The organism is Ekhidna sp. (assembly GCF_965221965.1).
In the GTDB taxonomy this organism is placed as follows: Bacteria; Bacteroidota; Bacteroidia; order Cytophagales; family Cyclobacteriaceae; genus Ekhidna.
The window spans coordinates 3,195,544-3,212,471 of record NZ_OZ244926.1 but is presented as its reverse complement, the minus strand read 5'-3'; the positions used below and the strand labels follow the sequence as shown (position 1 = coordinate 3,212,471).

At 40.8% G+C, this 16,928-nt stretch carries 13 protein-coding genes; 8 read left to right on the top strand and 5 right to left on the bottom strand.

All coding sequences use genetic code 11. The features are described 5' to 3' along the window. A complete protein-coding gene (locus ACOQON_RS15110) occupies window positions 1-1,149 on the top strand; it encodes a PSP1 domain-containing protein (RefSeq protein WP_420576256.1) in 1,149 nt (382 codons plus the stop codon). 1 nt (window position 1,150) lies between these two features. Then, window positions 1,151-1,615 (top strand): gliding motility lipoprotein GldH, encoded by a 465-nt coding sequence (locus tag ACOQON_RS15105; RefSeq protein ID WP_420576255.1) that lies wholly within the window; start codon window positions 1,151-1,153, stop codon window positions 1,613-1,615. Here the strand turns inward: ACOQON_RS15105 and ACOQON_RS15100 are convergent. Genes ACOQON_RS15100 through ACOQON_RS15090 form a run of 3 tightly spaced genes read right to left on the bottom strand, consistent with a single transcriptional unit; the run spans window position 1,580 to window position 6,667 of the window. Continuing rightward, window positions 1,580-1,927 carry a hypothetical protein gene (locus tag ACOQON_RS15100; RefSeq protein WP_420576254.1) on the bottom strand — a complete coding sequence of 116 codons (348 nt, stop codon included), beginning with the start codon at window positions 1,925-1,927 and terminating at the stop codon, window positions 1,580-1,582. The genes ACOQON_RS15105 and ACOQON_RS15100 overlap by 36 nt on opposite strands. A gap of 2 nt (window positions 1,928-1,929) precedes the next feature. Further along, window positions 1,930-5,925 (bottom strand): AAA domain-containing protein, encoded by a 3,996-nt coding sequence (locus tag ACOQON_RS15095; protein ID WP_420576253.1) that lies wholly within the window; start codon window positions 5,923-5,925, stop codon window positions 1,930-1,932. A 4-nt stretch (window positions 5,926-5,929) separates the two neighbouring features. Next, window positions 5,930-6,667 carry a ComEA family DNA-binding protein gene (locus ACOQON_RS15090; protein ID WP_420576252.1) on the bottom strand — a complete coding sequence of 246 codons (738 nt, stop codon included), beginning with the start codon at window positions 6,665-6,667 and terminating at the stop codon, window positions 5,930-5,932. Between the two features lie 92 nt (window positions 6,668-6,759). Here ACOQON_RS15090 and hemA point away from each other — a divergent pair, with 92 nt between their 5' ends. From hemA to ACOQON_RS15070, 4 genes are read left to right on the top strand one after another with little or no spacing between them, the layout of a single operon-like run. After that, window positions 6,760-8,010, top strand: coding sequence for a glutamyl-tRNA reductase (hemA, locus tag ACOQON_RS15085; RefSeq protein WP_420576251.1), 1,251 nt, complete (start codon window positions 6,760-6,762; stop codon window positions 8,008-8,010). A gap of 28 nt (window positions 8,011-8,038) precedes the next feature. Next, complete coding sequence (locus ACOQON_RS15080) at window positions 8,039-10,171, top strand: WG repeat-containing protein (protein WP_420576250.1); 2,133 nt, start codon at window positions 8,039-8,041, stop codon at window positions 10,169-10,171. 55 nt (window positions 10,172-10,226) lie between these two features. Continuing rightward, entirely contained in the window at window positions 10,227-12,185 is a 1,959-nt protein-coding gene (locus ACOQON_RS15075) for a PAS domain S-box protein (protein WP_420576249.1), read from the top strand. Beyond that, the gene (locus ACOQON_RS15070) at window positions 12,178-12,546 is read left to right on the top strand and encodes a response regulator (RefSeq protein ID WP_420576248.1); all 369 of its coding nucleotides are present in this window, start codon (window positions 12,178-12,180) and stop codon (window positions 12,544-12,546) included. The genes ACOQON_RS15075 and ACOQON_RS15070 overlap by 8 nt, the downstream gene beginning before the upstream one ends. Here ACOQON_RS15070 and ACOQON_RS15065 read toward each other — a convergent pair. Then, the gene (locus tag ACOQON_RS15065; RefSeq protein WP_420576247.1) at window positions 12,543-13,145 is read right to left on the bottom strand and encodes a ribonuclease HII; all 603 of its coding nucleotides are present in this window, start codon (window positions 13,143-13,145) and stop codon (window positions 12,543-12,545) included. The two genes, ACOQON_RS15070 and ACOQON_RS15065, sit on opposite strands and share 4 nt — an antisense overlap. 128 nt (window positions 13,146-13,273) lie before the next feature. Between ACOQON_RS15065 and ACOQON_RS15060 the strand changes: the two genes are divergently transcribed. Continuing rightward, on the top strand, window positions 13,274-15,622 hold the full coding sequence (locus ACOQON_RS15060; protein ID WP_420576246.1) for a TonB-dependent receptor: 2,349 nt from the start codon (window positions 13,274-13,276) through the stop codon (window positions 15,620-15,622). An 89-nt stretch (window positions 15,623-15,711) separates the two neighbouring features. Beyond that, window positions 15,712-16,350 carry a peptide-methionine (S)-S-oxide reductase MsrA gene (msrA, locus tag ACOQON_RS15055; RefSeq protein WP_420576245.1) on the top strand — a complete coding sequence of 213 codons (639 nt, stop codon included), beginning with the start codon at window positions 15,712-15,714 and terminating at the stop codon, window positions 16,348-16,350. A 40-nt stretch (window positions 16,351-16,390) separates the two neighbouring features. Here the strand turns inward: msrA and ACOQON_RS15050 are convergent, their stop codons facing one another. Then, window positions 16,391-16,915 (bottom strand): AAA family ATPase, encoded by a 525-nt coding sequence (locus ACOQON_RS15050; protein ID WP_420576244.1) that lies wholly within the window; start codon window positions 16,913-16,915, stop codon window positions 16,391-16,393. Between the last annotated feature and the right edge of the window lie 13 nt (window positions 16,916-16,928).

Below are 16,928 nucleotides of genomic sequence, written 5' to 3'. Positions count from 1 at the left end.
ATGGGATGCGCTAGTTGTGGTACAGGAGGATCGGCCGGGTGTAAAAACAACGGTCATTGCAGCTCAGGAGGTTGCAATAAGCTCAATGTGTTTGATTGGCTTTCAAATATGGATGTCCCTGCTATGCATCGTTTTGACGTAGTGGAGGTTCGTTTCAAAAGCGGACGCAAAGAATTTTATAGGAATACTAAAAAACTGGATATCGTTACAGGTGATCCGGTGGTAGTAAACGTACCCAATGGTCATCACATTGGTTACGTGTCATTGCAAGGTGAATTGGTTAGACTTCAGATGTCGAAAAAGGGAGTCAATGATGATGATGAAATAAGAGAAATTTACAGGAAGGCCACCTCACGCGACATGGAACGTTGGGATGAGGCTCGGAATCGTGAAGATTCTGTGATGTATCGTACAAAAGGGATTATTCAGGATACCAAGCTGGAAATGAAACTTACGGATGTGGAGTTTCAGGCCGATGGAACCAAGGCCACTTTTTTCTATTCAGCTGAAGGAAGAGTGGATTTCCGTGAACTGATTAAGATTCTGGCGAGTGAGTTTAAAATACGCGTGGAAATGCGTCAGATCAGTGTTCGCCAGGAGGCTGGCCGAATAGGAGGTTTAGGTGTTTGTGGACGAGAGCTTTGCTGTTCAACATGGCTCACCAATTTTAAAAATGTGTCTACCTCTGCCGCCCGGTATCAGAATCTATCGCTGAATCCAAGCAAGTTGTCCGGGCAATGTGGAAGGTTGAAGTGCTGTTTAAACTATGAGTTAGATACCTACATGGAGGCACTAAAAGACATACCTGATGTGGAAGAGCCTCTGAAGACACAAAGAGGTCTGGCCAAGCTGCAAAAGACTGATATTTTCCGAAAGATTATGTGGTTTGGGTATGACGATGATAATAACTGGCATGCAGTTGATGTAGAGCGTGTCAAGGAAATACAGGCTTTAAATAAGAAAGGGAAAAAACCAGTCACTCTTCAGGAAAATGAATCTGAAATTGACAATTTAGACACATCCTCCATAAACAGTGACCTGGAGGCAATGGATCGGAAGTTTAGTGGTAAGGGGAAAAAGAAGAAAAAGAAAAAGAAACGAAATAAATTCCGTGACAAAAAGCCACATCAAAAATCAGAAAAACAGTAATATGAAGTACTTGTCAATCATAGCACTTTTCCTATGTATTACTGCTTGTGATTCAAGCCGGGTCTATGAAGACTATAATGATTTGGAAGAAGCATTCTGGCACTTGGACTCCATTCAAACTTTTTCTTTTCAGGTAGATGACACCACGAAATCTTACAATTTGAAGGCGACATTTCGAAATGCTTCCTCTTATCCCTTCTACAACCTTTACTTTCAGTATACACTAGCGGATTCTAGCGGAAATGTTTTGAGGCAGCAACTCAAGGAGGTTGAGCTTTTTGATTCCAAAACAGGAGAACCATACGGCAGTGGACTCGGAGATATGTTTGATCATTCTTTCATGCTTGAGGAAGGCTATAAGTTTGAAAGTGCCGGACAGTACTCGCTTTCATTCGAACAGTATATGAGACGTGACACGCTTCCATTCATACTATCTGTGGGAGCCAGAGTTGAATTCGCCAAGTGATTCAGGTCCTTCTTTCATCTTCTTATTGGTGTCAATAATGATTCGCTGAATCTCATTTTTGTATTTGAGGTAGTAAATCAGCGGAAGTACCGGAGTAAGGATCAGTCCAAAAACAATCCATCCAATCTTATTTGCAGTACTCAGGTGATTGTTGAAAGAAACAATGGGTATAAGCAAGCTAAGTATCGTGAGATACGTCAGACCGAAAGATACCTTAATGATAGGCTCAGAACTTGATAAGTTCAGAATACTGTAACCCCAATAAAGTGAGCATATTAATAAGCTTATTAGTATAAGATGATGCTTTTTCATGACTAATTCGAATACAAAAACTTCCTCATTTTCTCTTTTGCAGCATCCACATCCAGCCAAAATTCTCTACTATGAAAGCGCACATGGGGCCAGTTTTTCATGATCAGGTGAAAATGCTGGAACGCATAAATCTGTTTCGGTGAGAGCGCCTGATAATATCGTTCATCATCTGTAAGAATCAGCCCGGTGTAAGTATCTCCCTTTTTCACTGAGAGGTCCGCAAAAGGCAACTCTTTCGCAAGCTCGAATTCCTTATACTCATGAAATGATTTATCCTGAATTTTATTCCTTAAAAACCAGTCGACATGGTGTTCCTCATATTCGGGGATGTGCGGTTTCCATTTTCCAATGCTTACATTCCACGCGTACTCCAGGTATTTTTTCAGTAGTTTCGGGCCTTCATTTTTAGTGTCCTCTGTTTTCAACAATTGTGGCAAAATGCTGCTCACGATGATGATCTTTTCTCTGGCACGTGTGACGGCTACATTTAAGCGATTTTCACCACCTTGAGCGTTCAGGCTACCAAACTGAAGCTTCAATTTGCCTTTTTTATCAGGGGCGTAACCGGTGCTAAAAATGATGATATCACGTTCGTCTCCCTGAACATTTTCTATGTTTTTCACGAAAAGTGAATCCGGGATCAATATGCTTTTCTCTGCAGATTTTTCTTCTAAAAGATCAAGGATCAAACCCTGCTGTCGATAGTTAAATGTGACAATGCCAATTTCTTTTTCCGGATACTTTTTCAGTAAGCTAAATGTCTGGGCGATTACCTCATTCGCCTCGATTTCATTCATTCCTTCATCCCAGATTCCTTTGGTCTGGACGTACTCAATCGAAGGTTCTTTTTTATTCACGTAAGAGTAGTCCGGGAGTAATCTGAGTTTTCCTTTATAAAAATGTTCATTGGAAAAATCGATCAGTTCCAAGGACTTACTTCGGTAATGACCGGCAAGACTCACTTCCGGTAAGTAATGTTTGGTGAGGTCCAGCAATGAATCAATCGCAAGTTCTGGTGTGTCATCATCTTCATCATCCCAACGAACACGATATAGGTCGCTAGGCTGTAACTGCATGCTATCGCCGGTAACCACTATCTGTCTGCCACGATACATCGCCGGAATACCTCTTTCTGAAAAGCACTGAGAGGCCTCATCAAATATGACCAGATCGAAGTTCTCTCTCATAGGGAAAATTGCGGAAGCACTTTCCGGAGAGCACATCCAGCAGGGAAGAAGTGTAAAGAGTTCATCAGCGAACTCAGAAATAACTTTTCTGATTGGCCATATTCTTCTTTTTTTGGTGACCTGATGCTGAAGGTCTCTGTAGGTTACCCTGTTTTTTAGTCGATTATATTCGATATTTTCATAGGTCTTTTCTCTCGACTTTAAGAGTAAAATTTCTTTGCTAGCCTCTCGCTTTGATTCGATCTGCTCCCGTAGCTCATTGGCGAGCTTGTCCAGCTTGCCTGAAGCGACATTTCGTAAGTCAGGATATTTAGACTCAATGTGGTCAATCCATGCTAAACACAGACTGTTCTTAAATAAGGCTATACCGTCATCAATGGATCCCGAATTACCTGAAGTGATTTCATACAGAACTTTGGTTTCCTCAGAGCTTAGGTCAGCTTTGAGTTTGTGGTATTCACAGATTGCATCGAAATCCTTCTTCAGCAATTTTTCAAGTTTATGCGGGTCTTCCTTCTTCAGGATGATTGCTCTGATCTGATGAATGTTTACATACCGCTTCCACAGGATCAATTGTTCGGGAATTTTATGTACTAGAGAAATCAACTGGTCGAGTCGCTTATGATAGTTTTTATGATCCAGCTTTGAGACAGGTAAGTATTCATTCAGGGACCTTACTGTCTGTGCTACTGCAAACATGTTCAGGCCCATCTTCTGCCAGTAAAACCAATCCTGAAGGTCGATTTTTCTGAAACTTGAGGGAAAATTATGCAGCCACGAGTTGTCTTGAATTTGGGATAAAGAGTGCTCAAAATTCAGACGATTATCTATACGTTCAACTAAAATATTAAAGCCTCTTTTGTTGCTTTTCAGATCGTTGGCGACCATTACTCGTTTCAAAAATGTCTTCTCTTTTGAGAATATGCTCCACTTTAGCCAGCTAAACGGATTCTTTCTCGCCTTCATGGCAGATCTAAGCACTTCCTGAAAACGCCCCAGATTTTCAGACTTTAGGGTGTTCTCCAGACCTGCTCCGCGGAAGCATGCCATCATGATCCGTTCCGTTTGAGACAACCAGTTCAAATCCTTGGTGGGTTTATCACTGTGTAATTGCTGATAAACCTTATAAACAACTCCTTCTTTTAATCCCTCAAGCAGTTCCATTAGCTCCGGCAGCTTAGTGGACAAATATTCTCCGGTCTCAAAATCAACCGGTTGAGAGCAAAATTCTTTGGACGTGATAAGTAATTTATTGTTGAATTCAGGGACCTCAAAAAGGACCTTTTTAAGGCTTACCAAATCCTTTGTTTGAAAACTGGCAAAGGACGGTCCTTTAGCCCAGAAATGTGTTCGCTTTTCAAATTTGTCAAAATACTCAAGATAGGTCTTGAAGCGTCTGATTGTCTCATCAAGGGATGAAAAGTGAAAGGCACGATATTCCAGGTTCATACTGAAGCTGGGAAGATCGGGGCTGCTGGTGAGGTAAAGTTCTTTTACAGACTTTCCACATTCGGACTCATCAAAAAGCGCTTCTCTAAATTCCTGTAGCTCCTCTACGATTTGATCAATTCTTCTACTGGCTTGTAGAAAGCCTCGTTCCAGCTGAATGGCATCCAGGCTGTTATTTTTCTTTTCATAAACCTCAACGGATTCGATTTGCTGATCGATTTGCTCATAAATCGGCTTCCTGTCATTCTTGAAGTCATGCACCAGTGCTACAAAATCGTGCATTTCCTTTTCCTTTAGCCTCTGGTACACTACATCCAGCGCAGCTTTCTTTTGACACACTAAAAGAACGTTTTTCCCACGTGCAATAAAATCGCAAATGAGATTGCTAATTAACTGAGACTTCCCGGTTCCGGGCGGTCCTTGCACGACCAATGAATTTCCTTTTTTTATTTCCTTTAGTGCATGCTCCTGATATGCATCCAAGGGAAAAGGAGTGAATGTGTTCTCCTCATTTACCCGATCAAATAAAGCCAGCTGGTTTTCATTTTCCTTTTGAACTTTTTTCACAAAAAATTCTTCCAGATCTGTCTCGTCCTGATCTTCCAGGAGCTTGACGTAATCAGGAACAAGATAAGAGCCTGATTGAGGAAAAATACCAAGCACTGCCTGTGGAAACATTTTTAGCGCTCCGGTTTTTTCTCCGGACTCCAGCTGAGATTTTTTCATGTCCGAAAAAGCTTTCAGCTCATCTGCAAAGTTTTCCTGATTGAAATTCAATTCGACCCCACTGTTTTTCAGCAGTTCATAAAGCTGAGTTCTGAATACAGTGGCATCCCGGTCATAATCATCAATGACGGTTTCTATTAGCTCCTCATCCAACGGAATTTGATTATAATAGGAGTACGCCAATAAAAAGGTCTTGTTCAAGGTGATGTTGACATCATCCCTTCTTGATAGCAGCCATTCATTACCGTTTTTCTCAATGGAGACAGGGAAAAATATGAGCGGACACCTCACTAGAGTGTCATCAGAAAATTTACCTTTTATAAAAGGCCATCCAATGTAAAGATCTTTCGCGCCACGCTCCTCGAAAATGAACTTCTCGATGCGTTGAATTTTTTTTAAACGTTTACTTAAGTCGTTAGATGACTTGCTCCGACTATCTATTTCACTACATAACGGAATCTTCTTTCGCTGCTCAATCAGGTTTTTTACAATCTCGAAACTGGCTTCATTCTCAGCATAATCAAAATCGTGAACATCAATAAACTGGTCTTTGAGTAATCGAAGTAAGAGCAGTGAACGATTGTTTCCCGATAGATTACTTAGCCTCCTTAAATATGACTTGAGGATTTTCTGCATAGCCTTATTTCAAATATGGCTTTAATCTCAGGAAAGTACGTTCATCGATCGCTTTTATTTTGCGAAGTTCAATGGGTGCCTTGAAATCTCCGTGCTGCTGACGATAGTTGAGAATGATGCGAGCTAAATCATAGCTTATATATGGGTGCTTAGCCAAAACTTTAAGTGAATCTGAGTTGATCTCAATCGCATTAACTTCAGATTGGATTTGAAAATGTTTTGTCAATTCATTGATTGTTTCAGGCTCCAGTCCATATACTTCTTTAAGCTGAGTGGTGTCAGCATATCCACCAAGTAAATTCCGATATTTGACGATTCGCTCCGAATATGCAGGACCTATGCCTCTGACTACTTGCAATTCCTCAGCCGTTGCAGTGTTTAAATCCTTTATCTCAATTTTAGCAACCTCATTTTCCTTTTCACCTTCGTCAGATAGAGTAGAGCGTTTAAAGGTTTTATTAGCCTTCTTTTTAGGATACTCCTTTTTGACAGGGAGGTATACAGTCTTGTCAAATTTCGATTCCTTTTCTTTTTTGATTTCAATGGACGCCTGGACTTCATCCATCCACTGAAGTGCTGTGGTATCTGTTGCTAAAGGGACTGCATTTTTATACCTACTGATTCCCCAATTCATTAAAAGGAATGATATAAAAATGACAAAAATCAGTACCAGCGTCCCCCTGGACTCTGTTTTGGTGAAGCCAATTGCACGTGATATCGCATTAGTTAGGTATTTCAGCATTATTTATAACGATTCTAAATAAGAAATTGCTGATTTTTATCACAACCAATATACGCAACCTGCTGTTATTTTTGCCATCGCAATTGATTGAGATGGAAGGATTTAAGGCTTTAGGACTATCATACAAGAATGCACCGATAGATATTCGGGAGAAGGTTGCCTTTAATGAAGAAGAAGCCGGTCAGTTTTTACTAAAGCTGAAAGATATTTTTTCGATTGAAGAGGCGCTTTTAGTTTCTACCTGCAATCGAACAGAGCTGTATTATACATCGAATGATCAGCTACATGATGAGATCATTTCTTTAATGGCTTCATCTAAAATGATTCCTTCCGATACACTTTCTGCTTATTTTCAGTCTTATAACTCTTCGTCGGCTTCTCAGCATCTATTTAGAGTAGCCCTGGGATTAGAATCCCAGGTATTGGGAGATATTCAAATAAGCAATCAGGTTAAGCGGGCTTATCAGCAAAGTGCTGATATGAACCTGGCCGGACCACATTTGCATCGATTGATGCATACTATTTTTTTTGCTAACAAGCGTGTAGTTCAGGAAACGAGTCTTCAGGATGGAACCGCCTCTGTGGCCTCCGTGGCTGTAGATTTAATAGGTGGGTTCATTCGAAATATTGAACAGCCACGTATTGCATTAATCGGCCTGGGTGAGATAGGCCAAAATGTGCTGGAAAATCTAAACAGTAACGAAACTAATATTACGCTGGTCAATCGGACAAAGTCTAAGGCGGTTAAGTTGGCAGAAGGAAAGAATATAAAGGTCAGTGATTTCAACTCGCTCGATAAAGTAATTGCTGACAATGATGTGATTATTTCTGCCGTATCTGGCACAAAGCCCGTTATATCTGCCACCAATTTAGGGAAGGACTCCATTCACAAGCTTTTGATTGACCTGTCTGTGCCAAGAAGCATGGATGTGGATCTTGAAAATATTCCAGGCATCTCATTATATAATGTGGATCAGCTGACAGAACGAACAGTGAAGGCTCGGAAAGTGCGTGAAAGGGCCATTCCGAATGCCGAGAAAATTATTGAGGAAGAATTGCTCAATTTCTCTAAGTGGAAAAATGAGATGGAAGTTTCACCTACCATTCAAAAGCTAAAGAATGCACTTGATCAAATTAGAAGAGAAGAACTGGCAAGGCACAAAAAGCTCTCGGAAGAAGAGATGGAGTTGCTGGAGGTTGTTACAAAAAGTATGATCCAAAAAGTCATTAAGTTGCCGGTACTTCAGTTGAAGGCAGCTTGTAAGCGTGGTGAAGCGGATACACTGGTAGGAGTGCTTAATGATTTATTTAACCTTGAATCCGCTGAGGTAGAAAAGAAATAGACCCGCTTTATATTTGTTTGCGGGGAATATGCGGAATCTAATTTCAATCTTATTCATATTTTGTTGCTCGATAGCATCAGCCGAGCAGTTTACCGTATTTGAAAAAGACGGATACTTTGGTATTAAGGACCAAACAGGAAATGTGACGGTTCCTGCCGTGTATGAAAGACTGGGATGGTCAGACGGATCCACCAGTGTTATTAATGGCGTCATTGGATTTCGGAAAGATAACCTTTGGGGTTTAATTACTGTTCGCAATAAATCGCTGACCGGTCAAAAATTTTACACGATCCACCCGGTAGTGGATAATTATTTCAAAGCTTCAATAAAGGGAAAATTCAGCAACCACCTGTTTCATGGAATCCTGGATGAAAAGGGAAGAACGATTGTAAGCTTTAATTACTTTTCAATTGCTCCTCTAGGATCCAATTGGCTAGTGAGTGATTTTGATGGGAAATATCAGAATTTCGGAGTGGTTTCTAATCAGAACGAGCTTCTGATTCCAACAAAGTATAAGTCGATAAGTGAACATCATTCTCTTTGTCAGGCAAGGTTGGCTGGTGGTAAAATTGACCTCTACAATATTCGGGGAGATATAATTGAGCTAGGTCTTGACTCCCTTCGATATGATCAGGGTTGGATTGCATACAGGGATGGTTATGCAGGCTTCATCTCCAATGATGGAAACGAAGTGTATGATTTTGATTTTAAAACAATCAAAGTGACACAAGGTAAACCAACTCCGGTGAGGTTTTCGGAGTGGACAATCTTTGAGAAGGATAGTGTGTTGATGAAGTGGGAATGTGATTCAATCACGGTTGGAAAAAGCGGATTACTGATGGCTTATCTAAATGGAGCCCATCATTTGCTTCTCAAAAATGCTACTCTGCTTAACAATCACGAACTAGTATTAAAAGACTTTGTCGATGATCATTTGATTGTTCAGAATAGCAAAACGAGAAAGTGGTCAGTATTAAATGAAAATGGGGAAAAGCTGCTTTCCGGATATGACTCACTTTACTTTGCAAGTGGACATTATGCTGCTTTGAATAAAAAAGGATGGTGGTTGCTTAGTAGAGAAGGAAAAGAGCTTAATCGCTTTCCATTTGAAACCATACAAAAAGGGAAGGGAAATCAGTTCATTACAAAAAGAAATGACCATTGGGGAATTTTTGACTCGGATGGAGATGAGACCACATATAAGTATGACAATCTTATACTTTTCAAAAACGGATACCTTGTCAATTATTTGAACATGTGGGGAGCCCTAAATGAAGATGGATCCTGGATCGTTCGATCTGAGTTTAACGAGATTATACCAATTGGAGATTTTTTAATAGGCCGGAGAGGCAGAGGGTATACATTTTTTTACAATGGTCAGCGAGTATATAAGGCTACATCCGAACCTGTGAGAGAAGTCGGGTCGCACCTTCTTATTAAAAGTATGGATGGGTATGGTGTACTTAATCCCCATGGAGAGGTTTGGGTTTACCCGGAATATGATACAATAAAGCTGGTTGGGGATCATTTTGTGCTGATTGATGAAGGAGCTTTAACCCTTAAGTCACCAACCGGGGTAGAATTGATTCATGAGGAGGAAGGGTATAAACAACTAAAGGATTATTCAGAGGGTTATTTTGTTATTGAGAAAGACGGCAGGTGGGGATTTGTGGATGATCAGGGTCGGTTAAGAATCAGTAATAGATATGATGCAGCTGGCCCCTTCATTGAAGGAATGGCTCCAATAATGTTAAGAGGAAAATGGGGGTTCATTGATAAAAATGAGACGATAAGAGTGCAGCCCTATTATGATGCAGTTATGCCATTCGCGGCGGGTGCTTCTATTGTTTCACAGGGGGGGCAGTATGGTCTATTGGACAAGCAAGGGAAGGAAGTATTAGAACTTATTTGGAAATCTGTTTATCGATTGAATACAGGTAATTATATTGTGCAGGATATGGATAATCGATTTGGGCTGGTGAATGAAGATGGCAGCTTCATTTTAAGGGCAGCTTATGATTATCTTGAAGATTTTGGAGACCGGGTATTGGTCTCAAAGAATGGTGCCTGGGGAGTTTTGAGCTATTCCGGGCAACAAATATTTAAGATTAACCACGAGGGGGTCAAGGTAGTAGGTGATTATACAATGATCAAAAACTAGTTTTGAACTCCTCTAAACCGAAAAGGGTAAACCAGCTATTGCCCGAACTATAAGTATGGATTTTAGTCAACTTCTGGAATCAATAAACCAGAATATTAGTGAGGCCGTTTTTCGAAGTGACAGTGAAGGCCTTATCTATGTAAACAACGCCTTTGTTAAAATGTTTGGTTTTGCCTCTGAGGACGAGGTTAAAAAAATCCCTATTGTATCCATGTATAAGGATCCAAGAGACAGGGATAGACTAATAAACCGCCTCAATGCAGATAATTCCTATGAAAACGAAGAGGTGGTTTTTCTTAGGAAGGATAAATCAGAATTTATTGGCTTGGTCAGCACCAAGATGCATAAAGATGAGAAGGGAAACCTGTATTGGGATGGTGCTATCAGGGATGTGACGAAGGAGCGCGAATTTTTAGATAGAATTCGCACAAGGGAGCAGCTACTGGAGAGTATCAATAGAAACATCAATGAAGCGATTTACAGAAGTGAAAGCGAAAAAGGCATCATCTATGTAAATGACGAATTCGTGAAGATGTTCGGGTATGAAACCGCGCAGGAAATCATGGATATGGATCCGATGGACTTATACAAGGATCCTAACCAAAGGGCAGAAATCGGTAATGAAATACTCAAGCATGGATCTATTGAGAATAGGGAGATAGAATTTCGCAGAAAAGACGGAAGTACATTTTGGGGTTATCTCAATTCCATCAAAATCGAAGGAGCAGATGGGAAAATGTATTTCGATGGTGCAGTAAGAAACATTACAAAGGAGAAAGAGGCTGAGCGTGCATTGATGCGATATGCTGAAATGCAGCGTATTCTGATTAATCTTTCAACCAAATATATTGACTTGCCTCTTGCTGAAGTTGAGCAAGCAATTAATGATTCATTGCGAGAACTGGGAGAGTTTGTTGGTGCGGATCGCTCGTATGTTTTTGATTTTAATAAGGAAATGGGAGTTTGCAGCAACACCTACGAGTGGTGCGCGGAAGGCATTTCCCCTGAAATCCAAAATAATCAGAACCTTCCTCTTGAAATCATGCCTGAGTTGGTAAATGCTCACCTAAAAGGCAACCCAATGATTGTGGATGATGTACAGAAAGTCACGAAGAAAGACTTTAGGGAGCTACTGGAAGCTCAGCAAATAAAAAGCCTAATGACTATGCCTATGATCCATAGCAAAGAGTGCGTGGGGTTTGTGGGATTTGATTGGGTAAAAACGCAACACATGGCCAATGAAAAAGAGGTTTTGTTGCTTGAGCTATTTTCTGAGATGTTGGTTAATATTCGGATTAGATCTCATAATGAACGGGAGCTTCATAAACTATTCAGTAAAACGATAGAACAAAATCAACGGCTAAAAGACTTTTCATACATCACTTCCCATAACTTCCGATCCTCAGTAGCCAATCTTGTGGGGCTTTTGACGATCATAGAGGATGATCCTACAAACAAAGAGTACTTTGATATGCTGAAGGCGACAGCTCTAAAGCTTAACCTCGCCATAGACGCAATCAACGATCTCCTAAACTTCGAAAAAGATATTTCCATGCTCGAAAAAGAGGAAATAAACCTGCTGGAAGTTGTAAATGATGTTATTCTGTTGAATCGAAAATCTGCAATTGAAAAAGAAATAGAATTTGATGTGAGTATTCCTAAAGACCTCACACTCAGAATACTACCTGCCTACTTGCAGAGTATTTTACACAATTTGATTACGAATGCCATGAAATATGGCGTAACTAAGGATAAACGAAAAATCGAAATTTCTGCGAAAAAAGAAGCAAAAGAAGTACTTTTATCGGTGGCAGACCAAGGCCAGGGAATCGATTTAAAAAGATTCGGAGGCAAAATGTTTCAGCTGGGGTCTAGATTTCATCCTGATGAAGAGAGTGGTCATGGGATGGGATTATACATGACTAAGCAGCAGATTGAGGCAATTGATGGTCGCATAGAAGTAGAAAGCGAAATTAACCAGGGAACCAAGTTTAAGGTGTATTTTAATGGGTAATCCAAATAAAATATTGCTTGTAGATGATGATCCAATTTTCCTTACACTAGCGGAATTGGCAATCAAGAAGGAGCGGGATTCAATCGAGATATTTAAGGCGATGAATGGCGAAGAAGCCATCAATTTCTTAAAATCTCAATCTGTAGACATTATATTTCTTGATTTGAACATGCCTGTGATGAATGGCTGGGAGTTTTTGGACGCCCTTCCTCAAATCAATAATAAAGGGAACCATATTTTTGTTCTCACCTCATCGATAGATCCTTCAGATCAGCGAAAAGCTGATGAAAATCCATTTGTAACCTCCATGTTGGAGAAACCACTGGATAAGGAAAAAATATCGATTGCTCTGGCATCTTAATCAGGAAACAATTCCAACTGACAAGGCAATAACTGAAAGCTCATGCGGTGATGCGGTGTGCTCCCCATTTCTCTTAAGCCATCTCTATGTACGCGTGTAGGGTATCCAACGTTTGTTTCCCATCCGTATCCCGGAAATTCGATAGCCAGCTGACGCATTAGATCATCCCGATAGGTTTTTGCCAGAATAGATGCTGCTGCAATGGACAGGTATTTTCCGTCTCCCTTAATAATGCATTCGAAAGGAATGTTAGAAGAAGATTTGAAACGATTCCCATCTATCAAAAGCAGCTCCGGATTGACTTTCAATTGCTCAACGGCACGGTCCATCGCCAGGTAGCTCGCGTTAAGGATATTGATTTGATCAATTTCACCTGGTGAGGCGATACCTACTCCCCATGCGATGGCGTCTTTCACAATATCTTTTTTTACCTCTTCTCGCTGCTTTTCAGTTAATTGCTTCGAGTCATTCAGCACTTCATGTGAATAATCCTTGGGGAGTATTACGGCAGCTGCCACAACCGGTCCCGCCAGGCATCCTCTGCCGGCTTCATCACAGCCAGCCTCTATTTTTTCTTTCTGGAAGTAGGGTTTGAGCATCGCTCAAAGTTATTAAGAGGGAAAGAATAATTGTTGTTCACCTTTTATCTATCAGAGATTAAGAAATGTGGAGAAGCCTTGTTGGATTTTTGCCGTCTCTAACTGAAAACAAAAGTCAAAAACACCTAATGAAAAAAGCTACTTTGGGGATTATTTCCCTTTTTACCGTCATTGTTTCTTTTTCTCAATCACTCACACAAACCATAAAAGGACAACTAACTGATGAACAATCTGGGGCGCCTATTATTGGTGCCACTGTGCAGGTGCTGGAGTTGACTCCTCCGAAGGGCGCAATCACAGACATTAATGGATATTATCGAATCGAAAACGTACCGATTGGCAGGCAGACACTTGGTGTTTCCTATTTGGGATATGAGCCCATCACTATTCCCAATATCCTTGTTGGATCTGGAAAGGAAGTTGTGGTTGATGCAAAACTGATAGAATCACTGCAACAGCTAGAAGAGGTAGTTGTGAGGGCATCAGACCAAAATAAGGGTCAACCTAAGAATGAACTAGCTACAATCTCCGCCATTTCGTTGGGTATGGATGAAATCAGCCGTTTTCCCGCCACATTCAATGATCCTGCAAGAGCGGCCTTAATGTTTGCCGGCGTGCAGACAGGTGGAGATGATTTACTAAATGAAATCGTGATACGAGGCAACTCTCCAAAAGGCATACTATGGAGAATGGAAGGAGTCGAAATCCCAAACCCCAACCACTTCACTTCTATAGGGTCATCAGCAGGAGGAATTAGCATGCTGAGCAACAATATGCTCGCAAATTCTGATTTCTTTACCGGGGCTTTTCCAGCCCAATATGGCAATGCAACTTCAGGAATTTTTGACCTTCAACTGAGGCAAGGGAATTTTGAAAAACATGAGCACACTGCTCAGGTAGGCTTACTTGGTGTAGCAGCAGCCTCGGAAGGGCCCATAGTGGAGGGTAGCAGAGCTTCTTATTTGGTAAACTATCGTTACTCCACTTTAGCTATGCTTACCGAGCTGGGTCTGGACCTGTTGGGCGAGCAAGAGGAAATTACTTTTCAGGATCTCTCCTTTAAGATTAAAGTACCTACTAAAAAACTAGGGTCATTTTCTTTTTGGGGATTGGGAGGAAAAAATACCTATCAATTTCTTCCAGACCGTTCAAACGGAGAATGGGAAAATGAAAGTGAGGAACAAAAGCTAGGTGTGGCGGGAGTCACAAATGTGGTGTATTTATCAGATGACTCTTATTTTGAAACAATTTTATCCGGATCATTCAGTCAAATAACAAATAGGTATGATTCTCTGGAAATCATCACTTACGATGAGGAGGACTTTGTCGAGTCACAGATTCGATTTTCGACTTACTTCAATCACAAATTTTCACCGAGACACACTTTAAGAATTGGCAGTATAGTCAGTCGTTTATCTTATGATCTATCCAATGTCTACTGGGATAGGACGAGCCAGGATTATATCACACCTTTGGATGAAAATGATCATGCAGGGTTTTATCAAGGCTTTGCCAATTGGCAGTTTAGAACGAGCGATCAGTTTACGTTAAATACCGGGTTGCACCTTTCTCATTTTGCTTTAAATGGTAAGTCTTACCTGGAGCCGAGAATGGGGTTTAAATGGGATCGTGATTCATATACTATCTCAGGTGGTGTTGGTTTCCATAGTAGAATGGAGACCGTGGCACTGTACACTGCACGTCAATACACGGGAGATGGAGATTTTGTGCAAAACAACAAGGATTTGGGATTCACTCAAGCATTTCATTCAGCCCTTGGTTTTGAAAAAATGTTGAAACCTAAGCTTCGACTTAAGGCCGAAATCTATTATCAATATTTATTCAATGTTCCTGTTTGGCCAAATGATACGACTTCTGATTATCGTTTACTGACTTTTTCAGCAGTCAATACATTCGATGGTTATACACCCGATGAATTGGCTAATGATGGAACCGGAAAGAATTTTGGAGTGGAACTCACGCTTGAGAAATTCTTATCGAAAGGGTTTTATATGCTTTCCACAGCTTCTTTATATAAGTCTCTTTATACAGGCTCAGATGGAGTTGAGCGTAGCACTCAGTTTGATGGTGGGTATATTTATAATTTCCTCGCCGGAAAGGAGTATAAAGTGGGTAGGAACGGAAATAATTCAATTAACATCAATGGCAAGTTCATTTTTGCAGGAGGAAAAAGGCAGGCGCCAATAGATATTGCTGAATCAAACAGCGAGGGACACACGGTGTATCGCTATGAGGACAACTATGAGCTACAGTTGGACGGGTATTTTAGAATGGATCTGGGAATCAGCTATCGAAAAAACCGGGAAAGGACTACCTCAGTGATTTCTTTGGATATTCAAAATGTTACTCAACGTGAGAATGAATTTTTCAGGTATTACAACGTAGGAGCAAGGAGGATTGAATCAGATAGTCAGCTGAGTTTTTTTCCAAACCTCAGCTATCGTCTGGAATTTTAAAACATCCGAATTGTAAGGCAGGTTACATTGTTAACCATTTAAGAATCTATTCGATCCATAGAAACGTAGATTCGTAAAAAAAATTAAACATGAAATACATAGCCTTAATCGCAGGATTATTCCTTTTCAGTTGTCAGACACAAGGCAATAGTTCCAACACAAAGAAAGAACCAGTTTCAGAGCAAATAAATTACCAGAGGTTGGATACGGCCACTTTCGCTGGTGGATGTTTCTGGTGCGTGGAGGCCTCATTTGAACAGATCCAGGGAGTGGCAGAAGCCGTTTCCGGTTATGCAGGTGGGGATAAGTCTACTGCCGATTATCGGCTGGTAAGTTCCGGGAGAACGAATCACGCAGAAGCTGTTCAGGTTTACTACGATCCATCAATCATTGATTATGAGACACTACTTGAAATATTTTTCACCGCTCACGACCCGACCCAATTAAACAGACAGGGGCCGGATGTAGGGGCTCAATACCGATCCGAGATTTTTTATCACAATGAAGAGCAAAGGAGATTGGCTGAGGCTAAAATGGAGGAGCTAGCACCAGAATTTTCTGATCCAATTGTGACAAAATTGAGTAAGCTGGAAGGCTTTTACGAAGCAGAAGAGTACCATCAGGATTATGAGGTGAAGCATCCAAATAATAGCTACATCGTGAATGTCTCACGTCCTAAAATCGAGAAAGTGGCCAAAAAATTTAAAGACCGACTGAAATCAAATTAAGAAAATTCCCCCTTATCAAAGGCGGCTCGACGTTTCGAGGCTAGGGGGTTGTAGTAAAATATTCCTCTATCGCATCCACAGCACATTTCTTCCGCTCTCCTTCAATGCCGGATATAATTGCAAATGGATGATCATTTTCTTTTAGGTATTTCCTGTAGACTTCAAAGAAATGCTTTCTAAGCTTAGGGTGCTCACGCTGTGGATCTGGTGTCCAGGGAATATCGATATTGTTCAATAGGTAGAAGTCGTATGACCTTTCATTGAGCTGCCGCTCAATCCATTCATCTGTTTTTCCATACTTATGGTCACCCCATATTTTTATCACGATCAAATTGGTATCGCAAATCAGGTACCTGTTCGCATACTCGGCTTTTTCATCTTCCCAGGTTATCTGTCCTTCTGCAATAGATGTTAGGTCATGTTGCTCATAATCACGATCCAAACGGTCAAGGTAAAAGCGTGCATATTCCGGCACCCATTCAGTATCGTAGTGACTGGCCAGATGCTGACAGAGTTCACTTTTGCCTGTTGACTCAGGGCCGATAACAGCAATTCGTTTGATCATTTCTTTATTTGAT

What these genes read in the sequence shown, in the direction of transcription:
- ACOQON_RS15060 (WP_420576246.1), top strand. Translation starts at nt 13,274, where the DNA reads ATGAAAAAAGCTACTTTGGGGATTATTTCCCTTTTTACCGTCATTGTT.
- ACOQON_RS15105 (WP_420576255.1), top strand. Translation starts at nt 1,151, where the DNA reads ATGAAGTACTTGTCAATCATAGCACTTTTCCTATGTATTACTGCTTGT.
- msrA (WP_420576245.1), top strand. Translation starts at nt 15,712, where the DNA reads ATGAAATACATAGCCTTAATCGCAGGATTATTCCTTTTCAGTTGTCAG.
- ACOQON_RS15080 (WP_420576250.1), top strand. Translation starts at nt 8,039, where the DNA reads ATGCGGAATCTAATTTCAATCTTATTCATATTTTGTTGCTCGATAGCA.
- ACOQON_RS15110 (WP_420576256.1), top strand. Translation starts at nt 1, where the DNA reads ATGGGATGCGCTAGTTGTGGTACAGGAGGATCGGCCGGGTGTAAAAAC.
- ACOQON_RS15050 (WP_420576244.1), bottom strand. Translation starts at nt 16,915, where the DNA reads ATGATCAAACGAATTGCTGTTATCGGCCCTGAGTCAACAGGCAAAAGT.
- ACOQON_RS15065 (WP_420576247.1), bottom strand. Translation starts at nt 13,145, where the DNA reads ATGCTCAAACCCTACTTCCAGAAAGAAAAAATAGAGGCTGGCTGTGAT.
- ACOQON_RS15070 (WP_420576248.1), top strand. Translation starts at nt 12,178, where the DNA reads ATGGGTAATCCAAATAAAATATTGCTTGTAGATGATGATCCAATTTTC.
- hemA (WP_420576251.1), top strand. Translation starts at nt 6,760, where the DNA reads ATGGAAGGATTTAAGGCTTTAGGACTATCATACAAGAATGCACCGATA.
- ACOQON_RS15100 (WP_420576254.1), bottom strand. Translation starts at nt 1,927, where the DNA reads ATGAAAAAGCATCATCTTATACTAATAAGCTTATTAATATGCTCACTT.
- ACOQON_RS15095 (WP_420576253.1), bottom strand. Translation starts at nt 5,925, where the DNA reads ATGCAGAAAATCCTCAAGTCATATTTAAGGAGGCTAAGTAATCTATCG.
- ACOQON_RS15075 (WP_420576249.1), top strand. Translation starts at nt 10,227, where the DNA reads ATGGATTTTAGTCAACTTCTGGAATCAATAAACCAGAATATTAGTGAG.
- ACOQON_RS15090 (WP_420576252.1), bottom strand. Translation starts at nt 6,667, where the DNA reads ATGCTGAAATACCTAACTAATGCGATATCACGTGCAATTGGCTTCACC.